A 12,258-nucleotide genomic window follows, 5' to 3' on the forward strand; every position below is an offset into this window, starting at 1 on the left:
GACTGCTGATCAACCTACTTTGTGAGAATCTGGAAAGCTTAAAAAAATTGCTAAAAAGATAGTTCCTGAAACTTTATTTGCTTCTTATGATCCATTAAGGAAGAAAGAATTACTTACGGATTTAGAAGTACTATTACCTGGATATACTGTTAAAACTGCAAAAGAAGAAACTGATATTGAAAAACTAGTAGAGAAGGCTAAAAAGACTGGTAAATGGTATTATTATAATAAATATGAGTTACCAGAAATGCCTAAAGGATCTATTGTTATTAAAGATATAGATTCAGAAGGACGTACCAAAACAACAGAACAAAAAGAAAAAGAGTTTAGAAAAAAAGTAACTCCTGTATTAGCTAGAGTTTTAGAAGATGCAGCAAAAAATGTATCTGTATTAAGGGAGAAGATAACAAGTGCTATTGCAGATCCAGATAATAAAATATTGACAAGTAAGAACACAGAACAAAAAGCACTTGTTAATAATGTTTTAAAAGATTTTATACATGGTACTTATCGAGTAGTAAAAGATACTCAAGAAATGACTTCTTTAGGATTTATAGTTTTAGAAAATACTAAAAATGGAAAACTTTCTGTAATTAATATTTCCGCACATGGACAGAAAGCTTCTTTTGATGAAGATTTAATTTATGAAGAAGTAGAATATATTAAAACATTTGCATTTCTAAATAGATTTTATAATGAACTTGGTTTAAATAGAACAGAGATTGAAGAGATTATAATACTTAATTTAGATGGTTTACAGGTAGGTGGAAAAGATGTAGAGAAAATGTTTAATAAGTTTACTGAGTTAATGCAAGTTAAAAAACTTACTAATAAACTAACACATAAGAATATAACACCTTTATTAGAAAGAGCTTGAAATTTAGTGAGAAGTAGTTTAAGAACATATTCAGGAACTGATAGAACTCAGGTAGAAAATATTCTAAAACCTATATGAAATGAATCTTTTCAAAATATTTCTTATGAAAAACTTAGAGAAATACAAAAAAGTATGTTTGAAGCATTTCCTGATTTAGTTGACCAAACTCGACAACCTTCAATATCTTTTAGTGACCAAAGGCAATATTTATTTGCTATGATACAAGTATTATTATTAAGTAAATCAGGACAACTCCCAGAAGGAGACTTTTTAGGTATGAGAGATTTTAGTATAGGATGGCCTGATGTCAAAAGTTTAGTTGCATCTTTATATAGTAAATCACAAGAAAAATATAATAAAGAAGGCAAAAAAATTCTAGGTGTTATGGGTTCTTTAAGATTATCTACTCCTGATAAAATTGGTTCAATAGATTTACAAAGTATAAATAAAATTATTTCTTTAACCAATAGTAGAATTAGGCAATTAATGGTAAAGCAATCTAGTAAACTAAATGGAATCACCACAGAATTTTATGATAAAATTGGGTATTCTAAAACTGCTAGAAATTTTATAGGAGAGTCGCGTTCTAAATTTAAAAATATTTGAGTATTAGATGATACTGGAGACATTTCTATTAAGTGGCAATTAAAAAATCCATATGAAAATAATATAGATAATGTTATGACTGATGCAGAAAGAGAATATGCTAAAAAAATTCTTTTTGAGATACAAAAATATATGTTGAATCTTAAAACAAAAGACATAGAAAGTATTGATATTTCTACATTAGAAACAATTAAAAAAACAGACAAAAGCCAAGAAATCTTAAAAGCTATAGAGAGTGAAGAGTATTTTAAAATGCCTTTAATTAGATCTCAACAATTAGATAGATATGGTAGAGCTCTAAGTGGTGGTATTAAAGGTATGTTTCAATCTGGAAGAGAATTATCTAATGAATTTGAAGATTTTATTGATACTCGAGAATTAAGTAAAGAAGATTTAGAAAATATTAATAAGCAACAAAAAGGGTTGTATGAAATGCCTGATGTATATGCTATGCAAAATGATGAATCTAAAGCAGAAGCAATACGAAGACATAAGGACACAGTTTATTGGGAATTAAATTTAGACACAATAGCTCATAAAGTTGCATTTACTAAAATCCGAAAAAATTTATTAGACCACAAACTCCCTATTATAAGTGCTTATATTTGATGAATGAAATTGCAGTCAGGGAAAAAGAATGAAGATATGTCTAAAGAACTTGATTATATTATCGATCAGGTAACTGTAGCAGCATTAGATGGCCCAATAGTAGATGAAGAATTTAAAGACCCCTCTATTGTAATAGCAGCAGTTAAAAAAATTACTACTATTGGAATGCTTGCTTTTAGACCTGTTTTAATGGCAAAAGAATTAAGTATTGGATTACTTAAAGGATTTAATATAGCAGCTTCTAAAGTCTTTGGGAAAGATTTATTTGATTCAAGGTCATTGACACTTGCATTAGAAAAATTAGGAACTGCCAAAAAAACTTTCGCAGCTGAATTTAATTTAATTGATAGATTAAATCATTATTATGGAATAGCTAATATGGACTTAAATACTATTGCTGAAAAAATGCAGACTGATAGAAGAGGTTTTATGAAAGGTTTAAGTCCTTGAATGTATGCAATGAATACTATACCAGATTATTATAATAGAATGGCTTTATTTTTAGCTAAAATGATTTATGATGGATCTTATGATGCACATGAACTTGTTAATGGGGAATTAAAATACAATACTAAAAAAGATGCCAGATTTTCTTATTATTTTGAAAATAGACATAAATATGTAAATGATGATGGTAATTATACTCCTGCATTAAAGGATGAGAAATATAATAGACAAAGAAATTTATATTTATTATTAGCAAACCAACTTACTATTGAAAGAACTGGGTTAACTGATGAAAAGTTTTCTGAAACTATATTAATAGACCAAGCATATATAGAAAAAGAAAGGGATAGTTTTAAATCTCTCGCAGATACTGCATATGGATATTACCATAAGGATTCTCAGGCTCTTTTACATAACATGGCTTTTGGGATTACATTTATGCAATTCATGCAATATTGACCAGGCAAAATGCAAATGTGGTTTGGAAAGCCAGTTTCAGCAGAAATAAGTCCTATAGGAAAATTTGCTCAAAAGTTTATTACTGATGATGATGGAAATAAACAATTACTATGAAGAGAACAAATATTAGATGAAGAGGGTAATTTCACAGGTGATTTTAAGCCCACTACTATTAATACAGGAGACCCTTTAATTGAATGACAAGGATCTCCTCAAGAAGGACTTTTCTATGCCCTAGGATATACTATTCAAGATATTTTTAGAGGTAATTTTTCAGACATTAAAAAAGATGAGAAGGAAAGATTAGGGAAACTTCAATTTGCAGCTATAGATGGATTATTGTTAGTATTATTCTGAGGAATGATTGTAGCTATGATTAAAGGAGCTAGAGAAGATTGAGGAGAAGATGAAGTTGGAGAAGATATGTTAAAATTTGCAGAGGCTGTTTCAACAAAAGTATTAAATGAACAAAATGTATATCAAAATACTTTGGGAGCATTTAGTTCAGAACCAGCATGACTTACTTATTCTACAAAAGTAGCAGGAGATACTCAAGATGCTATTACTGGAACCGGCAGTTTAAAAAATATGGTAGGACAAAATTTCAGAGCATTTGAAATCTGAGATATGGAATAAAAAAAAATCCCCCACGCAATTAAGCGATGGGGGATTTTCTGTTTAGTACCTTTTTAAATATCTTTCAATAGAAGCACCATATCTATCTTTAAAGCCTTTTTTAGCTAAATCAGTATTTTTAGTATCATATAGCCAATCAAAAAATGTTTTTGCTCCCATGTGATGCATTGCTCCTGCAATTTTATTTTCTGTTAAAGTATGTCCTTTAATAGTTTTGCCTATTAAATCATCAATAGATTTATCAGGAGCATTATGGTTTTTCAGATAATTATTTAAATATTTTTTATTAAGTTCTTTGAGTTTTAAAGCAGACTCATGTTGTAATATAGTATCTTTAGAAAAAGCTTCTTTACTAGAATTTACTGCTTTAAAAGCATCTTCTCCAAATTGATACAAGCCATAATATCCTAATGAATTTTCTATTGTTGGATTATAAGTACTTTCTCCTTTAGCTAAAGTATCTAAATATATTTTATCTTCCTCAGAAATTGGTAATGTATATATTTCTTCTTGTATTTCATTTGAATAAACAGGTTCTTTCTTTTCCTCTTTTTTAATAGGTGTACTATTTTCTTCAAGTTTTTTTATCTCTAAAGAATTCTGTTTTTCTGTGGATTGTTTTATTCTCTTTAAAGCTGTTTTATCTCTAAAAGAGATTAAAGGAGGAAACTCAACTACAGAAGTATTATCAATTTTTTCTCTTGAATCCACTAATTCACTAAATTCTTTCTTAAAGAAAGGATTTTTTGGTAAAGGAAGTTCATTATCTTCATAATATTTTAGCATTTCTGCTCTCTGTGTAATTATAGGTGTGAAAGTTGCAAAATTTTCCATAAAGTTTAATTTTCTATTAATCTACAAAGTTACTTTATTATATCCTAATAAATTCAAAATTATTAAAAAAAATAAAGGACACTATCTAAGTGCCCATAATTTTATTCTGTAACATATGTTTTTATATGTTCATTATTTTTATTAAATAAAGTTGTTATCTGAAGATTTAATTGTTCAGTTGCTTTAATAGCTGCATAATTAATATTAAACAATCCATGATATATTAATTGTATAATATTTTTTAACTGTTCTGCAGTTGGATAAGTTTTCTTTTCTCTATAAATATATTCTGAGATAAAACTATTTAATTCTTTCTGAGTAATCCTTTCTCTATTTAATATTTTTATTATAATGTTTTTATACATAAATTTTCTTTATTTAAGATACTTTCTATACATGTTCATTATCACGTCTTCTCCTACTGGTTTTTTTCTGTTTTTATCTCTTTGGACACATTCTTCAACTGGGGTATTAAACTCTTTTAAAACAAAGTCTATATCTCTCTCATTAGCAATTTTCTCCCACCAGTTATAGTGCCTCTGAGAAAAATTCGTGTCATCAACTATTATAGAAAATCCAGCATCAAGTAAATAATTTCCTGCTTTATGTTGTATATCTAAAACTAACTTTTCAAATTTTTGGTTAAAAGGAGGATTACCCATAAATTCTCTAATAGAATCTTTATTAATTCTTTTAAAATTAATAAATTTAGTACAATGTATTACTGCAAAAGTACTTTTACCAGATGCAGGCAACCCTCTTAAAAATAATATTTGTTGATTCATAATTTTATTCTTTTAAAAATCCTAATTCATTTAAACATGCTAATACTCCTTCTATTTCTTCACTTCCAAGAGACAAACGTTTTTCTTTCGATTTGTTTTTATAACTCCAGTGAATACTTAAATCGTAGCCTTCTCCATTAATCCATTTCATACAATGAAATAGATATTCATGATATTCACCATTTCCAATAGGAATTGTCGTTCTAAAACAAGTAGCTTTTAAATCTCCTTCTTTTTTAGGAGTAAAGCTAAATTCTTCCCCTGAATTAAGTAACTTCTTTGCTTTCTTTTTATTCTTCATATTATAAAGTTAATTCTACAGAATCAGTTAACATCCAACTTATATTAGATGTTCCAATTCCTAATGTTTCCTCTATGTAATCTTCTATTAAATTTGGGTCTCCGTCATAAACAGTAATTTCAGCTACACCCAATTTATAATCTAAAATAATAAGATATTGTATATTACTCATTTTGTTGTTTGTTATAGTGATAATTCCAAAACATTGCATTACACATTAAATGTCCTATATGTAGTTCTCCACTTTCCAAATCATGTGTTTCTCCATCCATAATAGCAGTTAAATGTCTAAAAGCTGATTCTTCAATATCTTTTAAAGGCATATCTTTCATCCAATTAAATGCTTCATATTTATTTGCTCCAAACATTAATACTTTTACTAACGGTTTCATAGATTTAAAATGAACTAAACCCCAATTTAATTTTCCTTTATTATATCTTAAAGCTTTTATTATTTCTAACTCAGAAATTTTTTTCTTAGATTTAGATTGACATTTATAAGAAATAAGTACATCTGAATTACCTATAGCACCTGTCAATTCACATCCACAATGATAGACAATCTCCCAAGCATGGAGAGAATTAGAATAGTCTTTCTGAGGAGATGAACAATAAGGACATGTATCTAAACTTTTATAATTCTTTAATTTTTTCATTTTCTAAGTATTCTTTATAATAATATAAATCTTTTAATGTTTCTATTAATTCCCTTTGATCAGAAAATAATTCCTCTAACTTTAAGTTTAGAAACATTATAGACTCTTCTTTCCAATCTTCAGGAATAATATCTTTCGGATTTGAAGAAGTATACATTTTAAGTAAAGCTTCTATTGACTTTAAGTCTTCTTCTTTCTCTTCTATTATATCTACTAGATGTTCTTTACTATTAATCTGAATTCTACTTAGAAAAATATCTGTTGTAAAATCTATTCCCCAACTCATAATTTATTATCATTTAATTTTCTATTAAGTATTTATAAGGAATAATTTATTACATAAACATTCCATTTCTCCATTGTATTTCACTAAAAACATTAGGAAGTTCTATTTCTAAATATTCTCCAATATTATTAGCAATTATTTGTATTTCTTTTTCTGCATGATTATCGCATCTAACATTAAGAAAAGCTAACCAACTACGTAATGTACCATTAGCAGACATTGTAGTAGTTAAACATCCTGGAAGTAAATGTCTAGCACATTCTTTAGCTACACCATTAGAAGTAAGTTCTAAATATAAACTTTGTACTTTATTTAAAAAATCTTTTATTGCATCAGAAGCTAATATATTATAAGAATTATCTATTATCCAGTTCATATTTATAGTAGGATTAAATATATCGGTACTACTTTGTCTATTAGTAGGATGTTCTTTTCTAAGTTCAATATCTTCAAATTTAATTCTATTTGAATATCTAGTAGAATGTTCTTGAAATTTAATTGATTGATGTCTTAGTATTTGTCTTCCTATATCTCTACTTGTTTCAATTTCAAATGTAAAATTAATCATATCTAATGGACTCCAATGAGCACTATCCATTAGATATTTTACTAATTTACCTTCATCCTCTTTAATAATACCATGTCTAGCAATTGCAGAAATAATTTGTTCTGAATTTAATTCAGAATATTTTCCTATCCCCACAGTTTTTGTTATAAGTTGTACATTCATTATAATTTTTTAAATTCTATTAATAATTCTTCTTTCCTTAACATTAAATCTTCTGTGCACTTAATTAAAAACTCCTCATAATGTTTAACGAAATTATCATACTTAAAAGCTATAGCATCTTTACTACCAGTTCTCGCTACTTCATGTTGATATAAGTCTAATTTTCCAAAAACATTTCCATGATGGTCACTAGTATGTAGCCAAACTGTACTTTTTGAAGGATTAAATTTATTAATATACTCATCTATAATCTTTATATTTTGTTTAATTTTTGTAGCTCTTTTAAATGTATTTGCTTCCATTATTTTAAATAATTTTATTTAATGTTATACTCCAAATATCATAATTGATAATTTATCAACTATAAACATAGCGAATAGAATTATAATTACTATTGAAAATATAAATAGTATAAATGCTGGATATTGTTTAGCGTAATCTTGTGTAGTATTATATTTTTTTCCTGATGCTTTCATCAGCAAACCAGATATTATTAAAATTGCTATCCCAGTTATTATTTCCATAATTTAAAAATTTTTCTTGTTAATCATAGTTTGGTTCATTATTAATTATTAATCCACATTTTATACATTTATAGTTAATCCATTTAATATTCTTAAATATACCTGTATCATCTATTTTTAACTTATTTGAACCACATGTAGAACAATATTCTTCTTTTTCATTCCAAGGTGCAGAACTGTCGAATTCTGCACCTAATGGTAAATTACTCATTTTTATTTTTAATTATTTCAATTGCTTTTAAGATTGCTACTTCTCTTGCTTGATATAAAGTATAATATATACCACAACCGTCTCCTTTATTAGTATTATTATAATTATTATGAATATAAAATCCATATCCATTTGCAAGTAAAGCTAATGTAATAAATATATTATATTTATTATCAAGCCAATCAATAGCTTGCTGCCAAAGTGGTGCTGCACATTGATCTTCATGTAACCACTTTTCTGAATTGCTTATAAATCCAATATCAAATGAATATACCATTATTTTAGGATTATACCATCCAAAACACTTTTCATCAAATCCTAATTCTTTAAGAGCTAACGCTATTTCATAAGTACAAAATTGTTTTTTCATTACTTTATAATATTTAAAATTCCATATCTATCTTTGAGTACTCTTATTTGATCATTACCTCTGAAAGTGATTAATTCAGCTTTATCTCTTTGTTCTTTATTCATACTGCTATTTTTGAAATCATATATATTTATATCTTTTACTGGTAAATCTTTTTTAGATTCTCCTAAATCATCACGTACTAATATAATTTCTTTCATAATAAAATTGAGGTTATTTCCAATATTTTCATTGGTTTATCATTACTTTCATATCTCCAAATAGACCAATAATCTAAACTAACCCATAGTAATCCATGATATGTTAATGTTGTTTCTTTTTTCTTATTACTATATGTTATTGTATAATCACTTAATATTAGTATTAGAGATATTAGTACTAGTATTATCATTTAATCAATAAGATTTAATGCTTGTCTTAAATTACTACCAAGAATGTTAATGTCATTTTCCATTTTACTTGTAATATCATCAAATATTCCGATTAAATCTGGATGTTCTATATTTTCTGGTATTAATTCACTGCTCTCTTTCTTAGCTTCTTCTCCCTCTGTTCTGTTAAATTTTTCTATTAGAGTTTCACTCATTCTTACTAAATCATTCAATTCTTTAGCTCTTGTTTGTAGCCTTTTTCTTGCACTAAGCAATGTTCTTTTTTCAACAGGACTATCTGTTTGACTCATTATATTAAGTATTAAATATTGGGTACTCTATTAAGTTTTCCCCTTCCCTTGTTAATCTGTATTATATCATTAGAGAGAATTAGTATACAGCATTGCAAAGTTCCTCAACTAAACTTTCATCCTCAGAGGCTAACAAAAAATCTTCTCGTGTCATTGTACCATCATCCCAGGCACTCCATGCTCTTTTACTAATAAGTACTTCATCTCCTAGTACTTCTCTAATACTTTCTTTTTCATTCTCATACATTTTATTAGCTGTATCTCTTATTTTGAATAGATGAAATCTTAAATGCTTCCCTAGTTCATAAATAACCTCATCTTTTGTTGGTTTCTTTATTGCATCTATAACCATATCTTCTAGATCTTTTAAATAATCATCAATGTATTCTGTTTTATTTTTCATGTTATCATATATTTTAATATTTAAGAATTACCATTTTTTAACCATTCTATTCTCTCCTCTAACTCTATTATTTCATCCTCAATTGGAGTTTCTTTTTTGTTATATTCAGTTATTAAATAATTATAAGCATGGATAAATTCATTCATTTTCTTAGGTATTCGTTCCCAGTTTTGGCTTTCATATACTCTTATAAGATTATGTCCAACTGCCATTATATTTAATACTACCATATCATTTTTAATAAGGTTTCTTCTTACTGATTCTTTTAATACGTTTAATTCCATAATTGTTTTTTAATAACCCTAATTAATTTTGCAGATATTCGTTCTGAACTACATTCAGTATGTTCATGTTCTTTAGCAAATCCATTCCATTCTTGCATTAACTTACCACAAGTTTTACATTTAGGTTGTTCTGATATTATAAGTTTTTTTTCCATAATTATAAATTAAAATAAAGTGGTAACAAGAAATATATCCTTGTTACCACATAAGTATCTATTCACCTTTTACAAATTCATAGATTTTGGCTGCAACTTTAACAACATCTTCTTGTTGTTTTTCCCATTTTTCGTCAACCTCTAAATACTCTGGTTTTCCCACAACTCTCGTTGCATAATCAATGCATTTCATTCTTACTTCTTGGTTTCCTTGGTTTTCCAATTGTTTTAAATTATTCATAATATATATTTAAGTTTCATGCGTTTAATCCCTCCGCACAAGAAAGGGTTTTAATTATTTATAGAAGCAAGTAGTTTCTGTGCAACAACTTTTGATAATTGAATTTTACAATGTGGATTAGTCCATTTTTCTCCTTTAGCCAAATCCACTGCACCTGGATAATCAGGTGAATACCCGTTTGCCATTACTTCTAAGCATTTTTTGTCAATTCGCAGTTCTGATAATAAATCTTTTACTGCATTGTCTAATTTGTCATACATAATTTTAAAGTATTAAATATCAGTACTAATATATATAACTACTGATAGATATATTTAAGTTTATTTATCTAAGAAAGGGCTTTAAATATGTTATTATTCATATTATTAAATATTAGTAACAATTTGGCCCTACTCCACAATCGCATTCTTGTCCATCAGGATCACTTAATGTTCTTGGTTCACATCTTCCAGTATTTCCACATTTAGGGCAAACTGAAGGACTAATATGTTGTATAGTTGAATGTGTACTTAATCGTTCCTGTAATAAAATTTTAAATAAAAAAGCTTCATCCATTGTAATAGTCATGGTTCTTCCAAAGTTTCCACTAATTGTTCTATTGATCCTGTCACTTAAATTAATCTTTTCTATTATTTCATTGTAATTATTCATAATATTATTTATTAAAAAACAACTCCTCGCAGGGTTACTGGTTTACCATTCTTACTATTAACCCTTTTTCATTTAATTAATGGCCTAACAGCTTTCCTTACATTTTCTTAATGCTAATGTGTTTTGAGGAGTTATTTATAATCCATGTTTAATTTTAATTTTTAATTTATCCTCCTTAGATAATACTGTAGAATTTCTTCCAATATGCCACTGAAAACATTCTTTACATTTATAAGCAACTCTTTTATGAATAGTTTTGTCCATTGTATTTATTCTCATCGCTGCTTCAATAGCTTCTTTATCACTAGAATATTTCTTTTTATTTTTATATTTTACTTCTCCTGTACCTATATTTTTATTTAAAAATGTTTTACATTGAGAAGATTCTTGTAAAGATTTACTATATATTTTAATTGTATATTTAATACTTTCAGTAGATAAAATTATTGAATCATGTATTATTTCACAAGATTCAATATTTTCTATATTTTCTGGAAGTAAAGTTAATACTTGATTCAATAATTTTATTTTATCCATTAGTTTTATTTTAAAAATTAATTACTAGACTCAATGTCTATTTCTCCTTTGTCTAATTGCTTTGTTTCTTTCTCATAGAAGAGACTGGACTTAACTTTATAAGCTTCAAAGGAGTTATTTTCAATTCTAATTACACAGCCCTCTTCAGGTACTATGTTAGAGCACATATAGCAGTCTTTATCATTATATTTATTTTTTAAAGTAGATAAAAAATGAGTTTGCCAATGTTCTAGATAGAATTTATTATCTGAATCTATTTTTAGTAAATCTTTAGCATAACCATAAAATAATTCAGGAACAGCATTTAATCCATATTCTTTACAAAAGTCTTGAACTTGTTTAGCAGAAAATTCAAATACTTTTCCATCATTGTTAGTATAAGTAATTCTGTATATATAAATACCAAAAGGAGTAGGTTCTTTATATTTATAACATTTCCTACATTCTACCATAGAATTGTCTTCTTCAAAAGTATATGCTGGAATATTTAATTCAGAATGTTTTATAACTCCTTTTACAGTATTAATTAAATTACCTGATTTAAAAGGTTTATTAGATTTTCCTTTAACAACTTTATCTCCAATTTGAATTGGATTATTAGAAAAATTATCTAAAGAATAACCGTAATCATAATCCTTTTGAATAGCTGCTCCAGAAGGTAAATTCCCTATTATTTCGGAGTAAAAAGATAATCCATTCTGTAAAAAGGGTTTTAATTGTTCATGTGCTAATCCCCAAATATCTACATCATAATAATGATTAGCATTTGGATGTAATTCTTCATTCTTTATCACTTTTCGCGAACTGTAGATATAATCATATTCAGTATTGACTATATTTACTCCTAATTTTTTAAGTATCTTTTCATTCCATTTAAGGGGTTTTTTACATAGAATTTTAGAAGAAATACACGAAGTTCCATGTAATTTGTAAGAAATACTTATTAAATCTTCTGGATGTATTCTATGTAAATT

The 12,258-nt window shown here is 26.8% G+C and carries 28 protein-coding genes; 5 read left to right on the top strand and 23 right to left on the bottom strand.

Features of this window, described 5'->3' with window-relative positions; translation table 11 throughout:
• The first annotated feature begins 247 nt into the window (after positions 1-247).
• The 5 genes from PF569_08490 to PF569_08510 all read left to right on the top strand — a co-directional run bounded on the left by PF569_08490 (position 248) and on the right by PF569_08510 (position 2,998).
• The gene (locus tag PF569_08490; GenBank protein MDA3856271.1) at positions 248-877 is read left to right on the top strand and encodes a hypothetical protein; all 630 of its coding nucleotides are present in this window, start codon (positions 248-250) and stop codon (positions 875-877) included.
• Positions 878-1,009: 132 nt separating this feature from the next.
• Positions 1,010-1,483: a hypothetical protein gene (locus PF569_08495; GenBank protein MDA3856272.1), complete on the top strand. Its 474-nt coding sequence runs from the start codon at positions 1,010-1,012 to the stop codon at positions 1,481-1,483.
• Between the two features lie 75 nt (positions 1,484-1,558).
• Positions 1,559-2,092: a hypothetical protein gene (locus tag PF569_08500; GenBank protein MDA3856273.1), complete on the top strand. Its 534-nt coding sequence runs from the start codon at positions 1,559-1,561 to the stop codon at positions 2,090-2,092.
• 3 nt (positions 2,093-2,095) lie between these two features.
• Positions 2,096-2,542, top strand: coding sequence for a hypothetical protein (locus tag PF569_08505; protein MDA3856274.1), 447 nt, complete (start codon positions 2,096-2,098; stop codon positions 2,540-2,542).
• A 9-nt stretch (positions 2,543-2,551) separates the two neighbouring features.
• On the top strand, positions 2,552-2,998 hold the full coding sequence (locus PF569_08510; protein ID MDA3856275.1) for a hypothetical protein: 447 nt from the start codon (positions 2,552-2,554) through the stop codon (positions 2,996-2,998).
• 678 nt (positions 2,999-3,676) lie between these two features.
• Here PF569_08510 and PF569_08515 read toward each other — a convergent pair.
• From PF569_08515 to PF569_08625, 23 genes are all read right to left on the bottom strand, one after another.
• The gene (locus PF569_08515; protein ID MDA3856276.1) at positions 3,677-4,468 is read right to left on the bottom strand and encodes a hypothetical protein; all 792 of its coding nucleotides are present in this window, start codon (positions 4,466-4,468) and stop codon (positions 3,677-3,679) included.
• Between the two features lie 101 nt (positions 4,469-4,569).
• Entirely contained in the window at positions 4,570-4,833 is a 264-nt protein-coding gene (locus PF569_08520; GenBank protein ID MDA3856277.1) for a hypothetical protein, read from the bottom strand.
• Positions 4,834-4,842: 9 nt separating this feature from the next.
• Positions 4,843-5,253 (bottom strand): AAA family ATPase, encoded by a 411-nt coding sequence (locus PF569_08525; GenBank protein ID MDA3856278.1) that lies wholly within the window; start codon positions 5,251-5,253, stop codon positions 4,843-4,845.
• Positions 5,254-5,257: 4 nt separating this feature from the next.
• Positions 5,258-5,554 carry a hypothetical protein gene (locus PF569_08530; GenBank protein MDA3856279.1) on the bottom strand — a complete coding sequence of 99 codons (297 nt, stop codon included), beginning with the start codon at positions 5,552-5,554 and terminating at the stop codon, positions 5,258-5,260.
• A 1-nt stretch (position 5,555) separates the two neighbouring features.
• Positions 5,556-5,726: a hypothetical protein gene (locus PF569_08535; GenBank protein ID MDA3856280.1), complete on the bottom strand. Its 171-nt coding sequence runs from the start codon at positions 5,724-5,726 to the stop codon at positions 5,556-5,558.
• The gene (locus tag PF569_08540; GenBank protein MDA3856281.1) at positions 5,719-6,210 is read right to left on the bottom strand and encodes a DUF5664 domain-containing protein; all 492 of its coding nucleotides are present in this window, start codon (positions 6,208-6,210) and stop codon (positions 5,719-5,721) included. The genes PF569_08535 and PF569_08540 overlap by 8 nt, the downstream gene beginning before the upstream one ends.
• Entirely contained in the window at positions 6,188-6,496 is a 309-nt protein-coding gene (locus PF569_08545) for a hypothetical protein (protein ID MDA3856282.1), read from the bottom strand. The genes PF569_08540 and PF569_08545 overlap by 23 nt, the downstream gene beginning before the upstream one ends.
• A 49-nt stretch (positions 6,497-6,545) precedes the next feature.
• Positions 6,546-7,226, bottom strand: a complete 681-nt coding sequence (gene thyX / locus PF569_08550; GenBank protein MDA3856283.1) for an FAD-dependent thymidylate synthase — start codon at positions 7,224-7,226, stop codon at positions 6,546-6,548.
• Complete coding sequence (locus tag PF569_08555) at positions 7,226-7,528, bottom strand: hypothetical protein (GenBank protein MDA3856284.1); 303 nt, start codon at positions 7,526-7,528, stop codon at positions 7,226-7,228. The genes thyX and PF569_08555 overlap by 1 nt, the downstream gene beginning before the upstream one ends.
• 24 nt (positions 7,529-7,552) lie before the next feature.
• The gene (locus tag PF569_08560; GenBank protein ID MDA3856285.1) at positions 7,553-7,750 is read right to left on the bottom strand and encodes a hypothetical protein; all 198 of its coding nucleotides are present in this window, start codon (positions 7,748-7,750) and stop codon (positions 7,553-7,555) included.
• A 19-nt stretch (positions 7,751-7,769) separates the two neighbouring features.
• Entirely contained in the window at positions 7,770-7,961 is a 192-nt protein-coding gene (locus PF569_08565; GenBank protein MDA3856286.1) for a hypothetical protein, read from the bottom strand.
• A complete protein-coding gene (locus PF569_08570) occupies positions 7,954-8,331 on the bottom strand; it encodes a hypothetical protein (GenBank protein ID MDA3856287.1) in 378 nt (125 codons plus the stop codon). The genes PF569_08565 and PF569_08570 overlap by 8 nt, the downstream gene beginning before the upstream one ends.
• The gene (locus tag PF569_08575; protein MDA3856288.1) at positions 8,331-8,531 is read right to left on the bottom strand and encodes a hypothetical protein; all 201 of its coding nucleotides are present in this window, start codon (positions 8,529-8,531) and stop codon (positions 8,331-8,333) included. Before PF569_08575 ends, PF569_08570 begins: the two co-directional genes overlap by 1 nt.
• Positions 8,528-8,722 carry a hypothetical protein gene (locus PF569_08580; protein ID MDA3856289.1) on the bottom strand — a complete coding sequence of 65 codons (195 nt, stop codon included), beginning with the start codon at positions 8,720-8,722 and terminating at the stop codon, positions 8,528-8,530. Before PF569_08580 ends, PF569_08575 begins: the two co-directional genes overlap by 4 nt.
• Complete coding sequence (locus tag PF569_08585; protein MDA3856290.1) at positions 8,723-9,013, bottom strand: hypothetical protein; 291 nt, start codon at positions 9,011-9,013, stop codon at positions 8,723-8,725.
• Between the two features lie 79 nt (positions 9,014-9,092).
• The gene (locus PF569_08590) at positions 9,093-9,416 is read right to left on the bottom strand and encodes a hypothetical protein (GenBank protein MDA3856291.1); all 324 of its coding nucleotides are present in this window, start codon (positions 9,414-9,416) and stop codon (positions 9,093-9,095) included.
• Between the two features lie 20 nt (positions 9,417-9,436).
• Positions 9,437-9,700, bottom strand: a complete 264-nt coding sequence (locus PF569_08595; GenBank protein MDA3856292.1) for a hypothetical protein — start codon at positions 9,698-9,700, stop codon at positions 9,437-9,439.
• Positions 9,691-9,855, bottom strand: coding sequence for a hypothetical protein (locus tag PF569_08600; GenBank protein ID MDA3856293.1), 165 nt, complete (start codon positions 9,853-9,855; stop codon positions 9,691-9,693). The genes PF569_08595 and PF569_08600 overlap by 10 nt, the downstream gene beginning before the upstream one ends.
• 58 nt (positions 9,856-9,913) lie before the next feature.
• Entirely contained in the window at positions 9,914-10,096 is a 183-nt protein-coding gene (locus PF569_08605; GenBank protein MDA3856294.1) for a hypothetical protein, read from the bottom strand.
• Between the two features lie 50 nt (positions 10,097-10,146).
• Positions 10,147-10,356, bottom strand: a complete 210-nt coding sequence (locus PF569_08610) for a hypothetical protein (GenBank protein MDA3856295.1) — start codon at positions 10,354-10,356, stop codon at positions 10,147-10,149.
• A 112-nt stretch (positions 10,357-10,468) separates the two neighbouring features.
• A complete protein-coding gene (locus PF569_08615; GenBank protein ID MDA3856296.1) occupies positions 10,469-10,747 on the bottom strand; it encodes a hypothetical protein in 279 nt (92 codons plus the stop codon).
• A gap of 135 nt (positions 10,748-10,882) precedes the next feature.
• A complete protein-coding gene (locus tag PF569_08620; protein MDA3856297.1) occupies positions 10,883-11,284 on the bottom strand; it encodes a hypothetical protein in 402 nt (133 codons plus the stop codon).
• Positions 11,285-11,301: 17 nt separating this feature from the next.
• Positions 11,302-12,258 (bottom strand): hypothetical protein (locus PF569_08625; protein MDA3856298.1); only part of this gene is annotated, 957 nt, incomplete at its 5' end.

This window comes from Candidatus Woesearchaeota archaeon, from assembly GCA_027858315.1.
Classification (GTDB): domain Archaea; phylum Nanobdellota; class Nanobdellia; order Woesearchaeales; family UBA583; genus UBA583.